The organism is Cupriavidus sp. 01L43 (genome assembly GCF_056399925.1).
The window spans coordinates 14,488-38,614 of the sequence record NZ_JBFTSH010000015.1 but is presented as its reverse complement, the minus strand read 5'-3'; the positions used below and the strand labels follow the sequence as shown (position 1 = coordinate 38,614).

The 24,127-nt window shown below is 68.3% G+C and carries 20 protein-coding genes and 2 tRNA genes; 6 read left to right on the top strand and 16 right to left on the bottom strand.

Translation table 11 applies throughout. From position 1 onward, the window contains the following. Positions 1 to 1,401 carry an FAD-containing oxidoreductase gene (locus tag AC1DP9_RS21590; RefSeq protein ID WP_477108437.1) on the bottom strand — a complete coding sequence of 467 codons (1,401 nt, stop codon included), beginning with the start codon at positions 1,399 to 1,401 and terminating at the stop codon, positions 1 to 3. Between the two features lie 54 nt (positions 1,402 to 1,455). Continuing rightward, on the bottom strand, positions 1,456 to 1,962 hold the full coding sequence (gene msrA, locus AC1DP9_RS21585; protein ID WP_092300641.1) for a peptide-methionine (S)-S-oxide reductase MsrA: 507 nt from the start codon (positions 1,960 to 1,962) through the stop codon (positions 1,456 to 1,458). 89 nt (positions 1,963 to 2,051) lie between these two features. On the opposite strand from msrA, the gene AC1DP9_RS21580 reads away from it, so the two are divergent. Beyond that, positions 2,052 to 2,681: a uracil-DNA glycosylase family protein gene (locus AC1DP9_RS21580; protein ID WP_477108436.1), complete on the top strand. Its 630-nt coding sequence runs from the start codon at positions 2,052 to 2,054 to the stop codon at positions 2,679 to 2,681. On the opposite strand, the gene AC1DP9_RS21575 is transcribed toward AC1DP9_RS21580, so the two are convergent. Then, on the bottom strand, positions 2,682 to 3,647 hold the full coding sequence (locus tag AC1DP9_RS21575; RefSeq protein WP_477108435.1) for a LysR substrate-binding domain-containing protein: 966 nt from the start codon (positions 3,645 to 3,647) through the stop codon (positions 2,682 to 2,684). It lies immediately after the preceding gene. A 251-nt stretch (positions 3,648 to 3,898) separates the two neighbouring features. Between AC1DP9_RS21575 and AC1DP9_RS21570 the strand changes: the two genes are divergently transcribed. Both AC1DP9_RS21570 and AC1DP9_RS21565 read left to right on the top strand, forming a co-directional pair. Continuing rightward, complete coding sequence (locus AC1DP9_RS21570; RefSeq protein WP_477108434.1) at positions 3,899 to 4,948, top strand: Bug family tripartite tricarboxylate transporter substrate binding protein; 1,050 nt, start codon at positions 3,899 to 3,901, stop codon at positions 4,946 to 4,948. A 2-nt stretch (positions 4,949 to 4,950) separates the two neighbouring features. Further along, positions 4,951 to 6,552, top strand: a complete 1,602-nt coding sequence (locus AC1DP9_RS21565; protein ID WP_477108433.1) for a gamma-glutamyltransferase family protein — start codon at positions 4,951 to 4,953, stop codon at positions 6,550 to 6,552. 34 nt (positions 6,553 to 6,586) lie between these two features. On the opposite strand, the gene AC1DP9_RS21560 is transcribed toward AC1DP9_RS21565, so the two are convergent. Then, positions 6,587 to 9,538, bottom strand: a complete 2,952-nt coding sequence (locus AC1DP9_RS21560) for an autotransporter family protein (protein ID WP_477108432.1) — start codon at positions 9,536 to 9,538, stop codon at positions 6,587 to 6,589. A gap of 148 nt (positions 9,539 to 9,686) precedes the next feature. After that, positions 9,687 to 10,157, bottom strand: coding sequence for an Lrp/AsnC family transcriptional regulator (locus tag AC1DP9_RS21555; RefSeq protein ID WP_092300659.1), 471 nt, complete (start codon positions 10,155 to 10,157; stop codon positions 9,687 to 9,689). Between the two features lie 136 nt (positions 10,158 to 10,293). On the opposite strand from AC1DP9_RS21555, the gene AC1DP9_RS21550 reads away from it, so the two are divergent. Beyond that, positions 10,294 to 11,223, top strand: a complete 930-nt coding sequence (locus AC1DP9_RS21550) for a DMT family transporter (protein WP_477108431.1) — start codon at positions 10,294 to 10,296, stop codon at positions 11,221 to 11,223. A gap of 24 nt (positions 11,224 to 11,247) precedes the next feature. On the opposite strand, the gene AC1DP9_RS21545 is transcribed toward AC1DP9_RS21550, so the two are convergent. Then, positions 11,248 to 11,718 (bottom strand): Lrp/AsnC family transcriptional regulator, encoded by a 471-nt coding sequence (locus AC1DP9_RS21545; RefSeq protein WP_092300665.1) that lies wholly within the window; start codon positions 11,716 to 11,718, stop codon positions 11,248 to 11,250. A gap of 160 nt (positions 11,719 to 11,878) precedes the next feature. Here AC1DP9_RS21545 and AC1DP9_RS21540 point away from each other — a divergent pair, with 160 nt between their 5' ends. Further along, positions 11,879 to 12,190, top strand: a complete 312-nt coding sequence (locus tag AC1DP9_RS21540) for an AsnC family transcriptional regulator (protein ID WP_092300668.1) — start codon at positions 11,879 to 11,881, stop codon at positions 12,188 to 12,190. Between the two features lie 146 nt (positions 12,191 to 12,336). Next, complete coding sequence (locus AC1DP9_RS21535; protein ID WP_092300671.1) at positions 12,337 to 14,436, top strand: TonB-dependent receptor family protein; 2,100 nt, start codon at positions 12,337 to 12,339, stop codon at positions 14,434 to 14,436. A 25-nt stretch (positions 14,437 to 14,461) separates the two neighbouring features. On the opposite strand, the gene AC1DP9_RS21530 is transcribed toward AC1DP9_RS21535, so the two are convergent. The 10 genes from AC1DP9_RS21530 to AC1DP9_RS21485 all read right to left on the bottom strand — a co-directional run bounded on the left by AC1DP9_RS21530 (position 14,462) and on the right by AC1DP9_RS21485 (position 24,060). After that, the gene (locus AC1DP9_RS21530) at positions 14,462 to 15,877 is read right to left on the bottom strand and encodes a DUF1254 domain-containing protein (RefSeq protein WP_092300675.1); all 1,416 of its coding nucleotides are present in this window, start codon (positions 15,875 to 15,877) and stop codon (positions 14,462 to 14,464) included. A gap of 211 nt (positions 15,878 to 16,088) precedes the next feature. Further along, entirely contained in the window at positions 16,089 to 16,430 is a 342-nt protein-coding gene (locus AC1DP9_RS21525) for a hypothetical protein (protein WP_477108430.1), read from the bottom strand. A 225-nt stretch (positions 16,431 to 16,655) separates the two neighbouring features. Further along, positions 16,656 to 16,732 (bottom strand) — tRNA-Arg (locus AC1DP9_RS21520). 67 nt (positions 16,733 to 16,799) lie between these two features. After that, a complete protein-coding gene (locus AC1DP9_RS21515; protein ID WP_477108429.1) occupies positions 16,800 to 17,582 on the bottom strand; it encodes a hypothetical protein in 783 nt (260 codons plus the stop codon). Positions 17,583 to 17,904: 322 nt separating this feature from the next. After that, positions 17,905 to 17,991 (bottom strand) — tRNA-Leu (locus tag AC1DP9_RS21510). Positions 17,992 to 18,077: 86 nt separating this feature from the next. Continuing rightward, positions 18,078 to 19,352: an amidohydrolase family protein gene (locus tag AC1DP9_RS21505; protein ID WP_477108428.1), complete on the bottom strand. Its 1,275-nt coding sequence runs from the start codon at positions 19,350 to 19,352 to the stop codon at positions 18,078 to 18,080. Positions 19,353 to 19,395: 43 nt separating this feature from the next. Then, complete coding sequence (locus AC1DP9_RS21500; protein ID WP_092300762.1) at positions 19,396 to 20,349, bottom strand: ABC transporter permease; 954 nt, start codon at positions 20,347 to 20,349, stop codon at positions 19,396 to 19,398. Beyond that, positions 20,346 to 21,437, bottom strand: coding sequence for an ABC transporter permease (locus AC1DP9_RS21495; RefSeq protein ID WP_477108427.1), 1,092 nt, complete (start codon positions 21,435 to 21,437; stop codon positions 20,346 to 20,348). The genes AC1DP9_RS21500 and AC1DP9_RS21495 overlap by 4 nt, the downstream gene beginning before the upstream one ends. Beyond that, positions 21,427 to 22,983, bottom strand: coding sequence for an ABC transporter ATP-binding protein (locus AC1DP9_RS21490; protein WP_477108426.1), 1,557 nt, complete (start codon positions 22,981 to 22,983; stop codon positions 21,427 to 21,429). Before AC1DP9_RS21490 ends, AC1DP9_RS21495 begins: the two co-directional genes overlap by 11 nt. A 60-nt stretch (positions 22,984 to 23,043) precedes the next feature. Further along, a complete protein-coding gene (locus AC1DP9_RS21485; protein WP_092300693.1) occupies positions 23,044 to 24,060 on the bottom strand; it encodes a BMP family protein in 1,017 nt (338 codons plus the stop codon). Positions 24,061 to 24,127 lie beyond the last annotated feature (67 nt).

Genomic DNA, 24,127 nt, shown 5'->3' with positions numbered 1-24,127 from the left:
TTAGCGGGGCTTCGACAACTCCCCAAAGATTGTCGGAATCAACTCCGATACGGTCGGATGGATGGCCATGGTCTGGGTCATCTGCGTGGCGGTCATGCCACCGGCCATCGCGGCCAGCACCATATGGACCGCCTCGTCGCCGCCCGGGCCGAGGATGGCGGCGCCGAGAATCTGGTCGGTATCGGCATCCACCACCACCCGCATCGAGCCCTGCGCCTCGCCCTTCTCCACGGCCCGCGCCACGCGCGTCATGGGCCGCATGCCGATGCGCACCCGGTGGCCGGCCTGCCGCGCCTGGGCTTCGGTCATGCCGACGCGGCCGAGCGGCGGATCGGTGAACAGCGCGTAGACCGGAATCCGGTCGCCTACCGAGCGCTGGGCCCCATCGAGCAGATTGGCCGCCACCACTTCGAAATCGTTGTAGGCGGTGTGGGTGAAGGCGCCGCGCCCGTTGCAATCGCCCAGTGCCCAGATGCCGTCCACGCTGGTGCGGAGCTGGTTGTCGACGTCGATATAGCCGCGCGCATCGGTGGCCACGCCGGCCTTGTCGAGGCCCAGGTCGTCGGTGTTCGGCCGCCGGCCCACGGCCAGCAGCACATGGGTGCCGGCGATCTCTTCCGCGCCTTCCGGGCAGCCCGGCCCACTCACGCCCACCGCCGCACCTTCGGCATGCGGGTGAAGCTGGATGCACTCGGCGCCGCAGCGGATGCGGATGCCTTCCGCTTCCAGGATCTCCCGCACCTGCAGCGAGACGTCCGGATCTTCCCGCGCAATCAGGTGCTGGCCGCGCTCCACCACCGTGACCTGCGCGCCGAGCCGGCGGAACACCTGCGCGAACTCTAGTCCCACATAGCTGCCGCCGATGACGATCAGGTGCCCGGGCACCTCGGTCATCGCCACCATGTTCGTATTCGTCAGATAGGGAACCTCGGTCAGCCCGCCGATTTCCTTGGGCGCCAGCGCACGGCCGCCCACATTGAGAAAGATCTTGTTCGCGCGCAGCAGGCGGTCGCCCACGCGCACGGTGCGGGGGCTCTCCAGCCGGGCGTGGCCACGGATCAGCGTGCAGCCTTGCATGCCCCCGAGCCAGCCTTCCAGCCCCGTGCGGGACTTGCCGCTGATCTCCGCCACGCGGGCGCTGACGCGGGCCATATCGATGCGCGCCGGCCCCGGCAGCATCACGCCGTAGTCGGCAGCACGCGCCGCCAGATGGGCCGCATAGGCGTTGGCGACGAGTGCCTTGGTCGGCGTGCAGCCCACGTTGACACAGGTGCCGCCGACCTGATGGCGCTCGATGATCGCCACGGTCATGCCGGCCTGCGTCAGCCGGCCCGCCAGCGACGGGCCCGCCTGGCCAGTGCCGATGATGATGGCGTCGAAGATTTCAGGGGAATCCGACATACAGCCTCCTCATCGGCACACCGGCCGCATGGTCACCGAACTACGGCTTGGGCATTACACGCGCGCCGGCAGCTTCCAGTTCGGGCGCACGAAGTGGCAGGTATAGCCATTCGGCAACCGCTCCAGGTAGTCCTGGTGCTCGGGTTCCGCCTCCCAGAACGGGCCGGCCTGGGAAATCTCGGTCACCGCCTTGCCCGGCCACAGCCCGGAGGCGTCCACGTCGGCCACGGTGTCCTCGGCCACCTGTTTCTGCTCGTCATCCATATAGAAGATGGCGGAGCGGTAGCTGGTGCCGACATCGTTGCCTTGCCGGTTCTTGGTGGTCGGATCGTGGATCTGGAAGAAGAATTCGAGGATTTGGCGAAAGCTGATCTGCTTCGGATCGAACACGATCTCGATGGCTTCCGCATGGGTGCCGTGGTTGCGATAGGTCGCGTTCGGCACATCGCCGCCAGAGTAGCCCACGCGCGTGGAGAGCACGCCCGGATAGCGGCGCAGCAGGTCCTGCATGCCCCAGAAGCAGCCGCCGGCGAGGATGGCGGTTTCGGTTTGCGTCGTCATACGTCTGATCCTTTCATTCGGGGGCCGGCGAGAGCGCCGGCGCATCGACCAGTAATATACGCATGCCTCAGGAATTTAGCAGAATGGCTATGCCGTCCCCACCTTACTCGCCGGGTCTTTCCCCCGGTTTCGCCTCCGATGCCGTGCAGCGCCTGCGCCACGAGATCGCCGCCTGCACGCGCTGCGCGGCCGACCTCGCCGCCGGGCCGCGCCCCGTGGTGCAGTTCAGCGCCACGTCACGCATCCTCATCATCGGCCAGGCGCCGGGCTCGCGCGTGCACGCCAGCGGCGTGCCATTCGACGACCCCAGCGGCGACCGCCTGCGCGACTGGACCGGCCTCACCCCCGAGGTGTTCTACGACGCCAGCCGCGTGGCCCTGATGCCGATGGGGTTCTGTTATCCGGGCAAGGGATCGAGCGGCGACCTGCCGCCGCGCCGCGAATGCGCGCCGCTCTGGCACGAGGCCATCCTGGAACACCTGCCGCCGGACCGCCTGACGCTGCTGGTCGGCAGCTACGCCCAGGCGCGCTATCTGCCGAAGGGTGCCGGCGGATCGATGACGGACGCCGTGCGCAACTTCCGCGCAGCCGGGCCGCATGTGTTCCCGCTGCCGCATCCGTCCTGGCGGGTGGTGGGATGGATGCGCCAGCATCCGTGGTTCGAAGCCGAGCTGCTGCCCGCGCTGCAAGCCGCCGTGCGGGAGCAACTCGCTGGATAACTACGCGGCGGAAGCCAGCACCGCCGGTCGCGACGACACCAGCCGGGGCGTGGCCGACCCGGGCGTTTCCAGCATCCGCCAGAACTCCAGCAGCGTGGGATTGCCGCTGATGACGGGTCGAAACGCGACGATCTCGAGTTCCGCGTACCAGGACGCATCGCCGGCATGCACCAGCGTGCCGTCGGCCAGCGCCTCGGCGGCGGTGCTCAACGGCAGCCACGCCAGCCCGTGGCCCTCGGTCGCCATCTTCAGCAGCAGCATGGCCATGTCGGCCTCGTAGCAGCGCACCAGCCCCCGGTGCGCGTTGTGCGACTCCAGGACAGTATCGAGCACGCGCCCGAGCGTGGTGTTGGGGGTGTAGGCCAGGAAGGGGATGGGCGGCGCGTCGCCCGGGGCGGCGGCGGGCACGGCGAAGCGCGGGCGGCCATCGGGCCGGGGGGCCGAGACCGGCAGCAGCGTGTCGGCACCCACGGTCAGGCTCAGGAAACGGTCCGCATCGAGCGAGACCGGCACGCGCGGGTGGTTGTAGCCGAGCATGAGGTCGCAGTGGCCTTCGGACAGCGCCACCACGGCGTCCAGCACATTGGCCGCCACCACGCGCGCGTGGAAGTCGCCGAAGCGTTGCTGGCAGCGCTTGAGCCAGGCCGGCAGGAAGGCCAGCGAGAGCGTGTGCCCGGCGGCGATGTCGATGGCATTGCCCGGCAGCGACGCCTCGCGCCGCAACGCGGCACGGGCGTCCAGCAGCAGGTCCGCGGCCTGCCCGGCCGTCTCGCAGAAAGCCGCGCCGGCCCGTGTCAGCGCCAGCGGGTAGGTGTTGCGGTCCACCAGTTCGGCGCCGACCCAGTCCTCCAGCGAGCGGATGCGGCGCGACAGCGCCGACTGCGTGATGTGCCGCAACTCGGCGGCACGCGAGAAACTGCGCGTGCGTTCCAGCACGAGCAGGTCTTCGATCCATTTCAACTGCATGATGCGACCCCATGACCGGGCCACGGACTCCTGCGGCGCCCGGATGAGACATCCCTATTCCGGTTTCGCATAGGTTCATGGCCAATTTGCATCCCATGATGCACGGACCGTGCCTAGAATCGATCCCACTCCCAACAGCAGGCCGCCCCAAGGCGCGCGGCCCCTGGCATGACAGGCGCGACAGAGCCCGCGAGACAGCGGCCGGTGCGTCAGATGTTCCGCAACCCATCGCCCTCGGAGTCTCTCCCATCATGTTGAAGTCGTCGTTCCCGTCTCCCTCGCCCGTCCGCACCGCCCCGGCGCATGCGCGCACCATCCTGAACCGCGCCCTGCCCGTGCTCGTGGCCGCCGCCGGCCTCTCGGGCGCCCTGGCCGCACCGGCCGCATTCGCCGCACCCGCCGAGTATCCGGATCGTCCGATCCAGCTCGTGCTGTCGTTCCCGCCCGCCGGCGCCACCGACGTGCTGGCCCGCGCCGTGGGCACGCGGCTCTCGCAGGTGCTCAAGCAGCCGGTGGTGGTGGAAAACCGCCCGGGCGCCGGGGGCGCGCTGGGCATGGGCTACGCCGCCAAGGCCGCGCCGGACGGCTACACGCTCTACATGGCCGCCGTCAGCAATGCCGCCATCGCCGCCGTCACCTACAGCAACCAGCCGGCCAACCTCGCCAAGGATTTCGTGCCGATCGCCGGCATCGGCAATGTGCCGCACATCCTCGTGGTGCCGTCCACGCTGCCCGTGAAGACCGTGCCGGAACTGGTGAAGTACCTGAAGGCGTCGCCGGGGCAGTACAACTTTGCCTCGCAGGGGTCGGGCACGCTGTCGCACCTGGAGTCGGAGCTGTTCCGGCTGCGCACGGGGGTGGACGTGATGCACGTGCCATATAAGGGCAGTTCGTTCGCGCTGCCGGACCTGATGGCGGGCCGCTCGGCGATGATGTTCGACAGCATTCCCTCGGCCCTGCCGCACGTGAAGGCGGGCAAGCTGCGCCTGCTGGCGGTGGCCTCCGACCAGCGCGTGAAGTCCCTGCCCGAGGTGCAGACCATGGGCGAAGCCGGCATCCAGGACTTCCGCGCCAACAACCTGTTCGGCCTGGTGGCGCCCAAGGGCACCCCGCCGGCCGTGATCGAGAAACTGGCCGCCGCCACCAAGGCCGTGCTGGCCCAGCCGGATCTGGTCGACACGATGGATGCCCAGGGCGTGCAGATCGTCTATTCGGCGCCGGACAAGTTCGGCCGCATGATCAACGAGGAAATGCGCGACTGGGCCAAGGTGGCGCAGGCCGCGAAGGTCAAGGTGGACTGAATATGACGGCTTTCTGGGATGTTCCGTACACGGCGCGCCGCTTGCCGGTGCTTGCCGACAATGTGATCGCCACGTCGCAGCCGTTGGCCGCCGCCGCCGGGATGCGCATGCTCGCGCGAGGCGGCAATGCCGTGGATGCCGCGCTGGCCACCGCCATCGCCCTGACCGTGGTGGAACCGTGCATGAACGGCATCGGCGGCGACGCCTTCGCGCTGATCTGGGACGGCGAGACGCTGCACGGCCTCAACGCCTCCGGCCGCGCGCCGCGCGCCTGGACGCCAGAATCGTTCGCGCGCCACAGCAGCATGCCCTTCACCGGCTGGGACAGCGTGACGGTGCCCGGCGCGGTCTCGGGCTGGCGCACCACGTGGGAACGCTTCGGCTCGCTGCCGTTCGAGGACCTCTTCGAACCGGCCATCGAGTACGCCACCAATGGCTACGTGGTCTCGCATACGGTCCATCGCCAGTGGCAGGCCCAGGTGCCGGTGCTGCGCAACGAGCCCGGCTTTGCCGAGTCGTTCGCCCCGCGTGGCCGGGCGCCGCTGCCCGGCGAGCGCTTTATCTGCCCGGGGCAGGCGGAGACGCTGACGCGCATCGCCCGCTCCGGCGGGGAGGACTTCTATCACGGCGAACTGGCGCGCAAGATTGCCGATCACGCCCGCGCCACCGGGGGCCGCATCGACGAAGCCGACCTCGCCGCCCACCGTGCGGACTGGGTCGAGCCGATCCGCATGGCCTACCGCGACCTGGAACTCTATGAAATCGGCCCGAACGGCCAGGGCATTGGCGCGCTGATGGCGCTGGGCATGCTCGAGCATTGGGATATTGCCGAGTCCGGGCTCGATAGCGCCCGCACCATGCACCTGCAGATCGAGGCGATGAAGCTCGCCTTCGCCGACCTGCAAGCCCATGTGGGCGATATCGATGCCATGCGCCGGCCCGGCGCGGTGTCGCCCGAGGCGCTGCTCGATCCCGCCTATCTGGCCGAACGCGCGCGCGCCATTCGCCCCGACCAGGCCTCGTATCCCGGCCCGGGCAAGCCGCACACGGGCGGCACGGTCTACCTGACCGCCGCCGACCGCAACGGGATGATGGTGTCGTACATCCAGTCGAACTTCAAAGGCTTCGGGGCCGGCGTGGTGGTGCCCGGCACGGGCATCGCGCTGCATAACCGGGGCTGGGGCTTCAGCCTGGAAGCCGGCCATCCGAACCAGGTGGCGCCGGGCAAGCGCCCGTTCCACACCATCATTCCCGGCTTCCTGATGCGCGACGGTGCGCCGCTGGCCTCGTTCGGGGTGATGGGTGGGTCGATGCAGGCGCAGGGCCACGTGCAGATGACGAGCCGACTGGCGGATTTCGGCCAGAACCCGCAGGCCGCCAGCGACGCGCCGCGCTGGCGGGTGATGGACGATAACGTGGGGGTAGCCGTGGAAGCCCATTGCCCGCCCGCCACCGTGGAGGGGCTGCGCGCCATGGGACACAAGGTGGAGCAGGCACCCGCCGACAGTCTCGACTTCGGCGGGGCCCAGATGGCGATGAAGATGCCGCACGGCTATGCGGCGGCATCGGATTCCCGCAAGGATGGCTATCCGGTGGGGTTCTGACCCCGCCGGACGGCCATCCCGCCTCAGCGGGGGCTTACCAGCGGTAGCGCATGCCCAGTTGCGCCTTGCCGGCCGTGTAGTCCTGTGCGCCGGCCTCGACGCCGATGCTGCCCCACACGGTCAGGCGCCGCGTGACATCGCCCTGCATGCCGACCCGGGCTTCGAGACGGTTGGCAGGCAGGTCCTCGCGGACGACGAGCGAGTCGAACTGCGCGGTCTGCGTGGCGGGGCCATGCCACCAGTTGATTTCGGCAAACGGTTTCATCCGCATCATGCCGATGGGGCTGCCGGCGGTCTCGGGATGGCTGACATCGCCATGCAGGCGCAGGCCCAGCCGGGTGGTGATGCTGCTCTCCGAGAGCTGGCTGACCACGGTGCCGCCCTGCTCGACATGGCGATCCGCCCAGTAGTTCGCGTAGAGGATCTGCAGTTGCGGCTCCAGATACGTCTGCACGTCCGCCGAGCGTTGGAGCGGGAAGGCGTGGCCGGTTTCGATGGAGGTCACGAGGTTCGACGAGCGATAGCGCTCCGAGGGCAGGCCCGCGCCGTTGACCTCATTGTCATAGGCGCCATACATGGCCCACACGTCCACGTAGGGGCCGGTTTCCGTGTGGCGATTGCCGTACCAGGTGCCGTAGACCCCCGCGCTGACGCCATCGACCTTGCCGTGCGCGGCCAGCGGCCCGTTGTTCGACACGTTGCGGCTGCCGCCGTACGCGCCCATCACCCCCACATGGATGCTGCCCTTGTCCACCGGCAAGCGGAGCACATCGCTGCCGCCATGCACGAGGTAGCGGTTGTCGCTGCCGGTCAGGCCCAGCGCGCTGTCGCGGCTGGCCGTGGCGCCGACCGTGCGCAGCCAGGCGTGGCGGCCTGCGCGGTTGGCGTCGCCGGTACCGGCGGCGGTGCGCTCGCCCTCCCGGTCGCGCAGGGTGTGGAACAGCAGGGTGCTGGCGGCGAGCTTGTTGTTCAGATAGGCGCCGACCTCCGGCCGCAGCGGCGGCAGCGGATCGACGTCGTCAGGCTTCCCGTCGGACCGCACCTGCGCCACCAGATACCAGTCTTCGGCCGTGCCACCCTCGCCGCCCCGCAGCAGTTGGTAGTCATAGGCGCCGGCGGCGATCGATCCCACGCCTTGCCGGTAGCCGTCCGAGCCGGGGTTCAGGCGGAACGCCCTGGCGTCCGTGGCGCCGCCGTTGCGCGTCTCCACGAGGCGGATGCCTTGCACAGTCTGCGCACCTTCGCCGCCAGCATGGTGGATCAGCAGGCTGGTATCGCCCGAGGCGCGCGCGCCGTCGAGCACGATCTTGTCGGTGGCCGATGCATCGCCGCCCATCTGCGTGGCGAGCCGCACGGTACCGCCGTTGCCGGTGTAGTCACGCGTCACGGTCAGCGTGTGGCCGGGGGCCGTGCCGGTGACGAGGTTGACCATGCCGCTGTTGGCGAGGCTGGCGACCACGGCATCGCCCTGGGTGTTCCAGGTCGATAGCGGGTCCACGGACAGGTTGAAGGTGCTGCCGGCCTCGATGCGCGCCGCGCCGTCCAGCGTCGACGATTCCAGGCCGAGGTTCAGCGTTGCCGGGGCGGCAGCGTTGCCATTCACCAGTTCGATGACGTGCGTGCCGCCGGATACCGTCGCGCGCCGCAGCGTCGCGTCCAGCGTGGTGCCCTCCACAAGGATGCCCGCACCCTGATGGGCCACGAGCCGCGCGTCGGACACGAGGGCTGAACTCGTGCCCTGCCCGTAGGCCGTGGCGACCAGGGCCGCCGCGCCCGCGCCGTGCGTCGTGACCGAGCCGTGATGCAGGTGCAGGTTGGCGGCGCCGCCCAGGACCGTGCCATGGGCGTCAGCGCCGTGCGTGGCGATGTCGACATCGTGCGTGATCAGCGTGGCGGGATGGGTCGTGCCCGGTTTCTCGCCGATCGCCAACAGGCCGTAGGCTTCCGCGCCCTCGGTGGTCACGGCGCCGCCGGTGAGCGCCACCTGCGCCCCGTGCATGGCGAAGGCGCCTGCGGCGCGCTGCCCTTTGGTCGTCACGGCCAGATCGCGGGCCTCAAGCTTGCCGCCCGACAGGGCGCCCAGGCCGTGTGCGAGCGCACCCTGCGTCTGCACGGTGCCGCCCCGGATATTGGCCGTGCTGACGTAGTCGTGCTGGTCGTTGACGCCCTCCACCCAGACGCCGGCGGCACCTTCCCCGCCGGTGACGATATCGGCCTGCGCCACGTTGATGGCGCCGGACATCGCATGGGCGCCGTGCGCCGCCTTGCCGGTGGTGCGGATGCGCGTGCCGGTGGCCTCGACGAGGGTGCCGTGGCTCAGGCCAATCGCCTCCAGCCCGTGGCCGCGCAGCCCGCTGGTGTTGATCACGCCGCCCGTGATGGTGACGGTGGCCTCGCTGTTGGCCTCCACCGCGCTGATATGGTCGCCGCTGGTGTTGATGGTGGTGTCGCGCACGTCGATCCGGGCCCCGCCACTGAAGGCCATCACGCCATGGCCGGCTTCGGCTGTGATCGTGCCGCCCGTGATGCCGATGCGCGCACCGTCGTCGGCCCGCGCGCCTTCGTAGGTCTGGCCCGCGAAGACCTGTACGTTGTGGAGGTCGATGCGGCTGCCGTCGTCATAGGCAAACAGGCCCATGCCTTGCTCGGCGCTGATGCCGCCGCCGCGCATGGTGATGACGCCGCCGCCATGCGCCACCAGCCCATGGGCGCCGCCGCCATGCGTGGCGATGGCGACCGCGCCATTGGTATCGACGATGTTGACGATGCCGCCGTCGTAGGCCAGGACCGCGGCGCCTGCCCGCCCGACCGTGCTGCCGGTGTCGATGGCGCGACCATCATCGACCTGAACCTGAACGCCGTTGGCGACGACCTGCTGGGCGATTGAGGAATGGGAAAAAACGAGACAAGCCGTGGCGATCACGGACAACGGCGTGCCGACAGCCCTGCGCTGTCGGCGGGCCTGCACTGGAGGTAGCACCTGCATGAATGGACTCGAAGAGTAAGTAGGAAGGGCCGGTCCGCCCCGCCTTGTGAGCGAGGCTTCCCGGGCGCCCGCGCATTCTCACGAGTCACATTTCCTGTTTCTATGGGCATTTCCTTAAATTGCAGCAGGATGCCAGTCGCATCAATGTCTACCCCAGCGGCAGCGCCGTGCTGTACAGCACCTGCTTCAGCGCGAAGCTGGAGCGGATGCTGGCCACGCCCGGGATGCGCGTGATCTGATCGATGATCAGACGCTCGAGCGAGTCCACGTCGGCCACCACCACCCGCAGCAGGTAGTCGGCATCGCCCGACATCAGGTAGCACTCCATCACCTGTGGCAGCGCGGCGATGCGGCGTTCGAACTCGTCCAATGTCTCGCGGCGCTGCTTGTCGAGCGTGATCGAGATGAACACCACCACCTTGAGGCCGAGCCGGCGCGCGTCCAGCAGCGTGACCTTGCGCGCGATCACGCCCGATTTCTCCAGTTGCTTGACCCGCGCCAGACAGGGCGACGGCGACAGGTTCACGCGGCTGGCCAGCTCCACATTGGTGAGGCTGCCGTCGCGCTGCAATTCGCTCAGGATCCGGATATCTGTGGCGTCGAGATCGATGTCCAGCATGTTGCGCTTCCTATTCGTGCAAAAACGGCATTCTATGCTGGAATCGGAGGTCAGCGCAGTTGTATCCGGTGATTGCTGCGGCGCAACCAGACGTAGACTTTTCAGCACCCCGCACCCGTTCCGGAAACCTTTCCCGATGTCTGCCCAAGCTCCCGCCGGCGCCGCTCCGGCCGCTGGACTCAAGAAATTCCTGCCCTTGATCGGGGCCGTCGCCATCTGGGGCGGCAACTGGCCCGTGATGAAACTCGGCCTGGCCCACGTCAGCCCGCTGTGGTTCGCGGCGCTGCGCTTCGGCTCGGCGGCGCTGATCAGCGTGGTGGTGCTCGGCGCGCTGCGCCGGCTGCGCCTGCCCACGCGCCAGGAATGGCCGCTGGTGATCAGCGTGGGGTTGTTGCAGATGGGTGCCTTCACGGCGCTGGCGCTCTGGGCCTTGCAGTACGTGGCGCCGGGGCGGGCCTCGGTGGTGGCCTACGCCACGGCGATCTGGGTGATTCCGCTGTCCGCGCTGGTGCTGGGCGAGCGGCCGTCGCGGCTGCAATGGCTGGCCACGGCGTTCAGCTACGCGGGCATCGCCGTGATCGTGGCGCCCGCGCTGGGCGACTGGGAGTTGCATACCGTGATGGGGCTGACCATGTTGCTCGGCGCCTCGCTCGCGTGGTCGGTCAGCATCATCCATCTGCGCGCGCACCGCGCGGTGCGGCTCGGCGCGGACATGATTCCGTGGGAATGCGCGGTGGCCACGGTGCCGCTGCTGTTGCTGGCCCTGTTCCGCGATGGCGCGCCAGATCTCGGCGCGATGGCGGACATCTGGCCGATCATCCTCTACACCGGCCCGCTCGCCACGGCGCTGACCTTTATCGTCGTGCTCAATGTCACGCAGGCGCTGCCGCCGGCAGCCACCTCCATCGCCATGCTCGGCGTGCCGCTGCTCGGCCTGCTGCTCTCGGCGGTGGCCTGGCACGAGCGCATTTCCGCGGATCTTTCGATTGGCCTCGCGCTGATCGGCCTCGGCGTCATTACCACCGCGCTGGCGCCCCGCCTGGGCAGGCTGGCTGCGCAGCGCTGATTTCTCGGAAAACGCGGCAAACGGCTAGGGCTGCACTGAAGGCTCGCGCTTCAGGGTGCGCAGCACGAAGGTCGAGTGGCTGTGCCGCAGGCCGGGCAACTTGTAGAGCTTGTGGCGCAGGAATTCCTCGTAGCCCTCGGTGCCGGCCACGGCGACCTTGATCAGATAGTCGTACTCGCCCGTCAGCAGATGGGCTTCGAGCACTTCCGGCAGTTCGGCCAGCGCCTCGCCAAAGCGGCGGAACATGTCGTCATCGTGGCGGTCCAGCGTGACTTCGATTAGCACCGTGTCCGGCAGGCCCAGCGCCTTCTGGTTCAGCAGCGCCGCGTAACTCTCGATCACCCCTGCTTCCTCCAGCGCCCGCACCCGGTTCCAGCACGGCGTGGCGGACAGGCCAACCAGCTCGGCCAGCTTCGCATTGGAGATGCGCCCGTCGCGGCGCAGTTCGCGCAGGATGCGGCGGTCGATGTCATCGAGCTTGGGAAGGTTCGACATGGCGGATTCGCTTCAAGAAGAAGAATTATCCTGTGATTGTATTCCAATCAGCGATTTCTTCTTCATCCTTACTCATATCGAAGAAAAATCAGAAGCTCATTTTCCGCCGGCGCTGGTAAATTTACCGGACACCTTTCGCATCACATCCGGACCGCCTGCCATGCCGCTTCCCACCCTCGACCTCGCCCTCGAACTCGATCCCGCCGATGTCTTCGGCAGCCTGGAATGGGTGCTCGCCAATGCCCGCCGCACGGGCCTGACGCTGCAGGCGCTGCGCTTCGACGCCAATGCTGCGCAAGGCGTGCGGTTCTCCGCCAGCGCGCCGGTGCCGGAACTGCTGCACGTGTTCGTGCGCCGCATCGGCCATGGCGTCGATGTGCGGATCGTGGATGCCGAGTTCGGCGATGACGTCGATGGGCTCGACGGCCTGATGTCCGTCACGCTGCCCGAGCCGGTGGCGCTGCCCGCCTGACCTGGGTCAGGCGGCGGCATGAATCAGAACTAGGTTAGAAATCGGTCGAAAAACCGGCCTCATGCGCGCGTAGCTGTGTCTTTGTGTCACATGGTGCGCGCGCAGGCCAGGCCGTATCCTCTCGGGAAAAATTCCAAGAGGAAGTCATGAATCGAGCCAATCCGTGGCGCCGCGCGGCAGTCTTGCCCGTGGCCGCCTTGTCCACGGCTGCGCTGGGCCAGGCGGCCAGCGCGCCCGACCCCGCACCCGAACACGTGCTGCCCACCGTCACCGCGACGGCCCCGGCGGCGGGATCGCTGACCGCGCCCAGCATCAGCCAGCAGCGCCGGTCGCTGTTCGAATCGGCGGGCTCGGTGGGGTTTGTCGACGCGGCGTCGTACACCAACACCTACGCCAGCGATCTGCGGGATGTGCTCAAGGATGCACCCGGCGTCTACGTCCAGGAACGCTACGGCCAGGAACTGCGGCTGTCGATACGCGGCTCGGGCGTGGCGCGCGGCTTCCACACGCGCGGCATCGACATCCTCCAGGACGGCGTGCCGACCAACTTCGCCGATGGCAGCGGTGACTTCTACCAGATCGATCCGATCGGCCTGTCAGCGGCGGAGATCTACAAGGGCGGCAACGGCCTCGCCTACGGCAGCACCACGCTGGGCGGCGCGATCAACTTCACCACGCCGACCGCCCTGAACGCCGAGGCGCCGAACATGGCGCGCGTGGACGGCGGCAGCTTCGGCACGATCCGCGCGAGCGGGCAGGTGTCGCGCCAGATCGGCGCGTGGGACTTCCTGGCCAACCTGACCGTGAACCATTCGGAGGGCTACCGGAACCACGAGCGCGGCCAGTACGAGCAGCTCAACGCCAACCTCGGCTACCGCTTCAGCCCGTCCGTGGAAACGCGCTTCTACTTCGGCGCGTACATCGTCGACCAATTGCTGCCCGGCACCCTGAGCCTGAACGACGCGCTGAACAACCCGCGCATGGCCTCGGCCAGTGCGCTGGCGGGCGACCAGGCCCGCAACACGCGCACCGAGCGGCTGGCCAACGTGACGACCGTGAAGCTCGACAACGGCCAGCTCGACTTCAGCACCTGGGTCATCCACAAGAGCCTGTACCACCCTATCTTCCAGGTCATCGACCAGGATTACTGGACGTACGGCTTTGCGCCGCGCTACACGGGCAATTTCACGCTGGGTGGCATGCGCAACCAGCTGATCGCGGGCGCGCGCTTCTTCGGCGGCAACAACGATGCGCGCCAGTACGTGAACGTGAACGGCAGCCGGGGGGCGCAGACGCTGAACGCGGCGCAGGATGCGTATAACTACGAGGCGTATCTGGAAGACCGGCTCTACGTGGTGCCCACCGTGGCGCTGATGGCCGGCGCCAAGGCGTACCGCAACCGGCGCGAGTACCAGGACTACGGCGGCCTGCCCGCCAGCCCCACGGCCAAGTCGGACGGCGCCACCTACAGCGGGGTGAACCCGAAGTTCGGCGTGCTCTGGGAACCGCGCAAGGACGTGCAGGCCTTCGTCGACATCACGCGCAGCGCGGACGTCCCGGATTTTTCCGATCTGAACCAGACCATCGGCGCGACCAACCAGTTCGTGCCGCTGGCCGCGCAGCGCGGCTGGACGCTGGAGGCCGGCACGCGCGGCCAGGTGGACCGCTTCGGCTGGGATCTGACGGTGTACCGCTCCCTCGTGCGCGACCAGCTGCTGCAATACACGGTCAGCCCCGATGTACCGGCTTCCACCTTCAACGCCAATCGCACCATCCTGCAAGGCGTGGAGCTGGGCGCCAGCGCCGACGTGCTGCGCAACGTGGCCGGCCCCGGCGACAAGATCACCGTGTCGCAACTGTGGAATTTCAGCGATTTCCGATTCGACAACGACCCGGTGTACGGCAACAACCGCATCGCCGGCATCCCGAAGCACGTGCTGCGCACGACGCTCGCGTATAGCCAGGTGGCGGGATTGCGGGTGGCGGGAACGATCGACTGGGTGCCGACCGGGGCCTATGTGGATTACGCCAACACGATGAAGGTGCCGGCCTACGTGCTGTTCGGCATCCAGGCCAGCTACGAATTCCAGCGCGGCGTCACGCTGTTCCTCGATGCCCGCAACCTGGCCGACAAGCGCTATATCAGCGACTTCGGCACCGTGGCCGACGCACGCACCGCCAACACCGCGGTGTTCTACCCGGGCGTGGGGCGCGCGTTCTACGCGGGCGTGAAGTTCAAGTTCTGATGGGGGTCGGCCGCCGGTTCGCGCGTCAGTTCACGCGCTGCACGGCCGGCGGCGCCCACTTGCCTTCCAGCATGGCCTGGTCCGGCCAGTAGGCGCGCAGCACGAGGTTGAAGCCATCGGGCGGCGCCGGCAGCCAGTTGGTCGCGCGCGCGCCGTCGGGGCGCTCGTACTGGATATAGATGTCGAGCGAGCCGTCGCGGTTGTAGCGCAGGCGGTCGCGGCTGCCGAGTGCGTAGCGCTGGATCGCGTTGTTCACGAACGTCTGCTTGTTGTTGTAGAGCGTGAGCGACCAGAACGCCTTCACCGGCGGCAACTGCCCTTTCTCGAAATGCAGCACGTAGCGGCTGCCGCCATCGAACGGCCGGCCCGTGGCATCGGCGCGCGTGGCGGGATAGACCGCGTCCTCGGGCAGGTTCGCGCCCAGGCCCACCATGGCGATGGCCGCGCGCTTGGTGTAGTCGGTGCCGTAGCTGCCGAGGTCACGCGTCACGCGCCAGCCGGTGCTGCCGGCCGCGCCCTTGCGCGCTTCGGCGGCAATCCCGGCCAGCGCCGCGGTGGCGCCTTCCTGCACGGCGCGCGCCGTGGACGGCTCCAGCACGGTGGTCTTGAACGGCTCGCCGGCCTCGATCCCCATCCGACGCATTTTCCCAACCATCGCCGCATCCTCGGGCGCCGGCGGGTTGGCCTCCAGCAAGTCGGCCATGCGTGTGAAGAACGCCTGCGCGTCCATGGCCGCTACCTGCTCGACGGGCGGCGTCTGGGTGTCGATCAACGTGGCACGCGGCGGCGCGGCCGGCGGCGCCACGCGAGCGCCCTTCTGCCAGGCGGAAAGCGGAATCAGGCGGTACTGGTCCTGGAGCCGGTGCACGTTCGGGAAGTCCTGCTTCCCGTTGGTCTGCGTGCGGCCAATCAGCCAGACCATGGCGGTGGGCGAGCGAATCTCCTTCACGCCCTTTGGCAGCGTGCCCTGCCAGTCCGGCCCGACGATGGCGAACGCGCCGCGCTTGGTGCCCGAGGTGCGCTTGCCCGGCGACGCGAAGACATTGGTCCACGCATCCATCAGCGGCATCAGGTAGTAGCGGCCCGCGGTATCGGGCACGGACAGAATCACGGGTTCCTTCGACAGGTCCAGCCAGGCCGTCGAATACAGCGTATCGGCGTTGGGGCTGACCACGTCGGTGAACATGGCATCCGGGAAGTTGCGCTTGTGGACGAAGGTGTTCGCCGGCGTGCGGGCCGTCATCACCTCGCGTGTCACGTCCATCAGCACGAGTGGATAGCCGTACGTGAACACCTCCGCGGACAGGGCCTTCATGGCCTGATCGGAGGGCGGCTGCTCCACGGCCGTGGCGGTGGTCGCACGTTCGTTGGTGGACGAACATGCGGTGAGCAGGACGGCCAGCGCGACCACGCTGGCCAGATTGCGAATGGAAGGATTCATGACCCCGTTTCCCTTTGGACTGGCGGCCTTCCGGATAGACGGGCAAACGGACGGGTAAAGCGTCGCTTGTCGCCCCGGAGGCGCATCTCTTCCGGACGAATGATGTGCCCGCCGATCCGCCCGTGTCAATGTCCCGGCAACCCAATTAAGGGGGGAAACGAACACGCTTCGGGCGAATACCGGCAAGGGCTGCCGGGTCGGGAACCCAGCGCTACAGGTAGGTGGCGATCACGACATAGCCGGCGGGGGTGCCGACAGGGATGCCGGGGCCATCCGCCGGCCGGACATTGAGGTGATAACGGCCCACGGACTCGCCCTCCCCGGCTGCCGGCAACGCCAGGGTCCGCACGACGGCACCACCTGGCACCGGGCAGCGCGACTGGAGCGTCGGCCGCTCCCCGGATTGCGGCTGGATGTCGCAGGTCGGCGCGGTGACGGCCCCCTCGAACCGGATCGTCCCGCCCTCGGCACACGCCACCCCCACCTGCCCCATCAGCAGCCCCGCCGCCATCGCCATCGCCGCCATCGGGAATGCCCACGTCTGCGCCTTCATGCTTCTCTCCTTGATGTCTGAGACTGCCTGAGAAATTTCCTAAGCGGCCAGTGTAGCGACGCGACAGATCAGCGAGAAGTGAAGGATTTCGGGATGGTGTGAACGAACGGGGGATGGTGGCTTCGCGAGGCGGAAGCCGAATAGCGGGAGGACCTGCAGGAGGATGTCCGAGGACAAAAGAAAAACGGGATTGGCAAACGCCAATCCCGTTTTTCTTGCAAATAGTGGCGCGGCTGGCAGGATTCGAACCCACGACCCCTTGGTTCGTAGCCAAGTACTCTATCCAACTGAGCTACAGCCGCACGCGAGGCCGCAATTGTATCGCAATTCGCCTTTCGTGCAAGCGTTTGATGAAAAAAATCGGCATGGTTACCAGCGGTACCGTGCGCCGAGCGTTGCGCCTGGGTTACGACCGGCGCGCCCCTTCATCCAGACCTTCAGGCCGGTGATGGAATTGCGCTGGGCGCCGACGTTGAACGACAGCAGTCCGCGCAGCAGGTCGGTGTCGATGCGGGTGCCGTTGATGTTGATGGTCTTGGCGCGGTTGTCCTGCCACCAGTCGGCTTCCACATAGGGATAGACGCCGGAGATGCGCGTCGGGCGGGAGCCGTAGAGGCGGACGGCCAGGCCGGTGGCGCTGGACTCGCCGGGCGGGGCGTCCCAGTTATTGCCGACGGGCGACATGCCGGGGCGATAGGCCATCTCCACGCGCGACTGCAGCGTCAGTCCTTCCGCGTTGCGCGACAGTGGCGTGTTCATTGCCAACGCCATGCTGCGCACGCTGCTGTCGACAAAGCCGGTGGCGGAGGTCACGTCGTCGAGGTGCAACCGGGCGGGACGGGGCGCGCCGCGATAGGTCTCAACCTGGCGATCGATGGCGCCGGGGCCCGGCGCGTCGTCGACGGGCCGCGATTGCGCGGACAGCGAAGCGTAGTGCGGACGGGGCAGCCCCGGACCGTCATCGCCGTCCACCATGCGTGGCGGCGCGAGGGCATCGGGCTGGGCGGGGGACTTGGGACGCCCGCTGGCGAGTTCGGGCGGCGCGGCGCCTTCGCCGGTGGGCTCGGGCGCAGGGGCGGACGCGGCGGCGGGCGCGTTCCAACTGTCCGCCTCCTCCGCATGGACCACGACTGCGCCGGCCATCAGCGCCATGAGCAACCACCATCGGAGCGACGGATGATGTGCCCAGTCTGTCGCGGCACAAGGTTTCCATCCGGGATGGCACCCGGACCGCTCCTCTCTCTCACGCAACGCCAGCTTTCTCATGGCAACCACCTTGCCGGGCGTTTCTGACCATGCCCGATCAGACTTGAGCATAGGTCAAACATCCGGCGATGGTGAATGCCTGTGTGAACTGCCGCGCAAGCCAAAACCCGCAGAGATCGTACAAGCGCCGAAAACGAAAAAGGCCCCGAGGGGCCTTTTCTTCCGTACAAATAGAAATGGCCCCGCTTTCGCGGGGCCATTTAAATATTGGTGCCCAGAAGAGGACTCGAACCTCCACAGTGTTGCCACCGCTAGGACCTGAACCTAGTGCGTCTACCAATTCCGCCATCTGGGCTTCGTCTCGCTGCATGTCTGCGGCGATGCGAAGAAAGAGATTATGCTGCGATGATTGGCCTCTGTCAACAGGCTATCGAAAAAATCTTAGCGCAACTGGAAATCCACCTGTGATGGCCGGCCGTCCAGCGTCAGCGTGGCGGTGGCGGCCGGGGTACGGGCCACCACCTTGCCGGCGCGCAGCACGGCCAGCCGCGTGGCGCGCAGGCGGAGGGCCTCCACCGGATTGCGCGCCTGCAACAGCACCAGGTCCGCCCGGCAGCCCGGGGCCAGGCCGTAGCCGTCCATGCCGAGGATTTTGGCTGGCGTCTCGGTCACGGCGGCAAAGCAGGCGCGCATGGCGTCCTGCCCGGTCATCTGGGCCACGTGCAGGCCCATGTGGGCGACCTCCAGCATGTCTCCGGTGCCGAGCCCGTACCACGGATCCATCACGCAGTCGTGCCCGAAGGCCACCGGCACCCCCGCCGCCAGCAGCTCCGGCACGCGCGTCATGCCGCGCCGCTTCGGGTAGGTGTCGTGCCGGCCCTGGAGCGTGATGTTGATCAGCGGATTGGCGATCGCCGCCACGCCGGCCTCGCGCATCAGCGGCAGCAGCTTGGACACGTAATAGTTGTCCATCGAATGCATCGACGTCAGGTGCGAGCCCGTGACGCGCCCCTGCAGCCCAAGCCGGACGGACTCGCTGGCCAGCGTCTCGATATGGCGCGACATCGGGTCGTCGCTCTCGTCGCAATGCATGTCCACGCGCAGGCCGCGCGCGGCGGCTTCCTCGCACAGCAGCTTTACGGACGCCGTGCCGTCCGCCATGGTGCGCTCGAAGTGCGGAATGCCGCCGACCACGTCCACGCCCATGTCCAGCGCGCGGCGCAGGTTGTCCAGCGCGCCGGGCGCCCGCAGCACGCCGTCCTGCGGAAAGGCCACCAGTTGCAGGTCGAGGTAGGGCTTTACGCGCTCGCGCACGTGCAGCAGCGCCTCGGTGGCCAGCAGGCGCGGGTCGCAGACATCCACATGCGAGCGGATGGCCAGCAGCCCCTTGGCCACGGCCCAGTCGCAATAGGCCAGCGCGCGCTCCACGATGGCCTCCTGCGTCAGCAGCGGCTTCAGTTCGCCCCACAGGGCGATGCCCTCGAGCAGCGTGCCGGACTGGTTCACGCGCGGCAGCCCATAGGACAAAGTCGAATCCATGTGGAAGTGGGCGTCGACGAACGGCGGCGTGACGAGCTGGCCGGCGGCGGCGATCTCCTCGCCCGCCGTGGCGGCCAGGCGCGGCTCCACGGCGGCGATCTTGCCGTTGGCGATGCCGATGTCGATGTCGGTACGGCCATCGGGCAGGCTGCAGCGGCGCAGGATCAGGTCGAACATGTGGAATCTCTCTCTTATATATATAGGGGGCGATGGGACCGGATCAGCGCTCGCCCTTGCGGTACGGCTTCATCAGCGCCTGCGGATAGGCCGCGCGGCGCGCCACCAGCACCAGCGCCAGGATCGACAGCACATAGGGCAGCATCAGGTACACCTGGTACGGCAGCGGCGGCAGCCCCGGCAGGCTCGCCCCGCCCTGTTGCAGACGCAGTTGCAGGGCGTCGAACGCGGCGAACAGCACCGCGCCGAGCAGCGCCCGGCCCGGCCGCCACGAGGCAAAGACCACCAGCGCCACGCAGATCCAGCCGCGCCCGTTGATCATATTGAAGAAGAACGCGTTGAAGGCGGAGAGCGTCAGGAAGGCGCCGCCCACGGCCATCAGCGCCGAGCCGGCCATGATCGCACCGATCCGCACGGCCGCCACGCGGATACCCTGTCCCTCCGCCGCCGCCGGATTCTCGCCGACCATGCGCAGGGCCAGCCCCAGCGGCGTGCGATAGAGCAGCCAGCCGATCAGCGGCGCCATGCACAGCGCCAGCAACGTCAGGGCTGTCTCGGCGGCCATCACGGGACCGATGACGGGTACCTGCGCCCACCACGTCATCGGCGCGAACGGGGTGATCGTCGGCGGCGACGACACCTGCGCGAAGTTCAGCCGGTAGGCGTAATAAGACACGCTGGTGGCCAGCATCGTCACCCCCAGCCCCGCCACGTGCTGGGACAGCGCCATCGACACGGTCAGCCAGCCGTGCAGCAGCCCGAAGGCCAGCCCCACGCCCGCCGCCACCGCCACGCCGCCCCAGAGCGGCGCGCCGAGGTAGACCGCCAGCCAGCCGGAGAAGGCGCCGGCCACCATGATCCCTTCGATGCCGAGGTTGAGCACCCCGGCGCGCTCGCACAGCAGCACGCCCAGCGTGCCGAAGATCAGCGGCGTGGCCACGCGCAGCACGGCGACCCAGAACGGCGCCGCGCTCACGATATCGAGCAGTTCCATCAGGCGGCCCTCCCGATGCGGTCGAGCCGCACGCGGTAGCGCGTCAGCATCGTGGCTACCAGCATGGTCAGCAGCGCCACGGCGACGATCACGTCGGCGATGGCATTCGGCACGCCCACGGCGCGGCTCATGCCGTCCGCGCCCACCAGCACGCCCGCCACGAACACCGACGCGGCGATCACGCCGATCGGATGCAGCCCAGCCAGCATGGCGATGACCACCCCGGCGTAGCCGTAGCCGGGCGAGATGTCGAGCGTCAGGTAGCCGGTGCGCCCCGCCACCTCCACCACGCCGGCCAGCCCCGCCAGCGCGCCGGACAGCATCGCCGCCAGCAGCGTCACGCGCGTCACTGGCATGCCCGCGAAAGCCGCCGCGCGCGCGTTGGCGCCCACCGCACGCATCTGCAGGCCGAACACCGTGAAGCGATTGACCGCCCACAGGATCACGGCCAGCGCCACGGCGATCAGCAGCCCGCTATGCACGCGCGAACGCTCCAGCAGCCGCGACAGTTCGAGTTCCGGCACCAGCGCGACGGACTGCGGCCAGCCCATCGCCAGCGGGTCCTTCATCGGTCCATCCAGCATCATCGACACGCCCAGCAGGACGATAAAGTTCAGCAGCAGCGTGGTGACCACCTCGTCCACCCCCAGCCGCAGCCTCAGCAGTGCCGGCACCAGCAGCAGCAACCCGCCGGCCAGCAAGCCGGCCGCCACCATCAGGCCGAACAGCAGCCCGTTCGGGAGCGAAGCCGCCCAAGGCGCGGCAGCCCCATCCACCTGCCCGCCCACGGCCACCGCCGCCAGCGCGCCCAGGTACAACTGCCCCTCCGCGCCGATATTGAACAGCCGCGTGCGGAACGCCACCGCCACGGCCAGCCCGGTCAGCATCAGCGGCGTGGCGCGGGTCAGCGTTTCCGACCACGCGAAGCGCGAGCCGAAGCCGCCTTCGAGCAACAGCCAATACGCCTTGCCGACCGGCGCGCCGGCCCAGGCGACCAATACGGCACAAATACCAAGTGTGGCGACGATGGCCCCGAACGGCGCGGCCACCAGCGCGGTGCGCGAGACCGTGGTGCGTGCCTCAAGCCGCATGGGCCACCTCCCCGTGCGTTGCGGCGTGGTCCGCGCCGGCCATGGCCAGACCCAGCGTGCCGAGCGTCCAGCCGGACGCTGCGCGGGCCGGCGTCAGCCGTCCGCCATGGATCACGGCGATGCGGTCGGCCAGCGACAGCAGTTCGTCGAGATCCTCGGAAATCAGCAGCACGGCGGCCCCGGCCGCCGCCGCTTCCAGCAACTGGCGATGGACGTAGGCCACCGCGCCGATGTCCAGCCCCCAGGTGGGCTGGCTGGCGATGACCAGCCGAGGCGTCTGCGCGCCGCGTACCGACAGCGCGCGCCCCAGGATCAGCTTCTGCATATTGCCGCCGGAGAGCGTGCGCGTGGGGGCGTCGATGCCGCCGCCGCGCACATCGAATTTCTTGGCCAGCGCCGCCGCAAAGCGCCGCGCCGGTCCGCTGCGGATCACCCCGCCGCGCACGAACGCCGGGTTGCCCAATTGCTCGGCAATCGCGTTCTCCCACACGGCCAGGTCGCCCACGGCGCCTTCGGCATGGCGATCCTCGGGCACGCGCGCCACGCCGGCGGCAATCCAGCGCCGAGGCACGGCCGGCAGGTCGATGCCTTCCACGGTCACCGTGCCGGACGATGGCGCGAGCATGCCGCTCATCAACTCGGCCAGCGTCACCTGCCCGTTGCCGGACACGCCGGCGATGCCGACGATCTCGCCCGCATGGAGCGCCAGCGTGACATCGTGCAGTGCCACGCGGCCCTCGGCCGCCGCCACACTGGCGCGGCGCAGGGTGGCGACCAGTTCCCCAGGCGTCTCGACGGCCACGCGCCGCGGCATCTCCACACGCCGTCCCACCATCAGTTCGGCCAGCTCCTGCTTGCTGGTCTCGCCGACCGCGCGCATCGCCACCAGCTTGCCGCCGCGCAGCACCGCCACGCGATGTGATACACGCAGCACTTCATCGAGCTTATGGCTGATGAAAATGACCGACAGCCCTTCGGCGATCAATTGCGCCAGCGTGGTGAACAGGCTGTCCACCTCCTGGGGCGTCAGCACGGCTGTGGGTTCATCGAGAATCAGCACCCGGGCGCCGCGATACAGCGCCTTGACGATTTCCACGCGCTGGCGCTCGCCTACGGACAGCGCGCCGACCCGCGCGTTGGGCTGGACGGCAAGGCCGAAGCGCTGGGCGATGGCCTGCACGCGCCCGAGCGCGGCGGCGCGCTGCTGGCGCCAGCGCCAGAGCGGCTCAGTGCCGATCAGGATGTTGTCGAGCACGGTGAGGTTGTCGGCCAGCGTGAAGTGCTGGTGCACCATGCCCACGCCAGCCGCCAGCGCCGCGCGCGGGTTGCCCGGCGGCAGCGTCGTGCCATCGACTTCGACGCTGCCGGCATCGGCAACGTAGTGGCCGAACAGGATATTGACCAGCGTGCTCTTGCCGGCGCCGTTCTCGCCGAGCAGGGCGAGCACCTCGCCACGCTGGAGATCGAGCGAAATGTCGTCGTTGGCGGTCAGCGGGCCGAAACGCTTGGTGATATGGGAAAGACGGAGGACGGGAGGCGATGCCATTTCAATGTTCGTGGGTGATCTCCCCTCTCCCGCACGCGGGAGAGGGGAGTAAAACCAACCTTACGGCGTGGACTTCGGCTCCGTTTCCACCACCTTGACCGTGAACTTGCCATCGAGGATGGCGCGCTCCTTGGCCTTGACCTTGGTCATCACGTCAGCCGGCACCTTGCCCTCGAAGGTGCCCAGCGGCGCCAGCTCGGCGCCCTTGACCTTCATCAAGGAATACTGGCCGTAGTCCTCGTTCTTGAACTGGCCGGCCTTGACCTTGGCCAGCGCGGCGCCAATCGTCGGCTCCATGTTCCACAGCGCCGAGGCCACCACCGTGGCCGGGTATTGCGGCTGGGTGTTGATCACGTTGCCGATGGCCAGCTTGCCGCGCTCCTTGGCCGCGTCGGAAACGCCGAAGCGCTCGGCGTAGAGCACGTCCGCGCCCTTGTCGATCATGGCGAAGGCCGCTTCCTTGGCCTTGGGCGGATCAAACCAGGAGCCGATGAAGCTCACCGTGAACTTCACCTTCGGGTTCACCTCGCGCGCGCCTTCCATGAAGGCGTGCATCAGCCGGTTCACCTCGGGAATCGCATAGCCGCCGACCATGCCGATGTGGTTGGTCTTGGTCATGCCGCCCGCGATCATGCCGGTCAGATAGGACGGTTCCTGGATGTAGTTGTCGAACACCGAGAAATTCGGCGCCTGCGGCTTGCCCGAGGAGCCCATCAGGAAGCCGACCTTCGGGTAGTCCTTGGCGACCTTGCGCGCGGCGGCCTCCACGGCGAACGATTCGCCCACGATCAGCCCCGAGCCCTGCTCCGCGTACTGGCGCAGCACGCGCTCGTAGTCGGCATTCGACACGCTTTCCGAGAACACATAGTCGATCTCGCCGCGCGCCTTGGCCTCGTTCAGCGCCTTGTGGATACGCGAGACCCACTGCTGCTCCACCGGCACCGTGTACACCGCGGCCACCTTCACCTTTGTCTGGGCATGGGCCAGCGGCGTGGCGCCGAGGGCCACGATACCCGCCAGCGCGGCCCCCGCCGCCGCCACTTTCAGCCAGGTGCGGCGATAGCTTTCAATAGGCATGACTTCACTCCCCTTTCGCGTCGTTGCGCGTGATCGAGTACTGCGTTGGAATTCTTTTTTTCTGGTC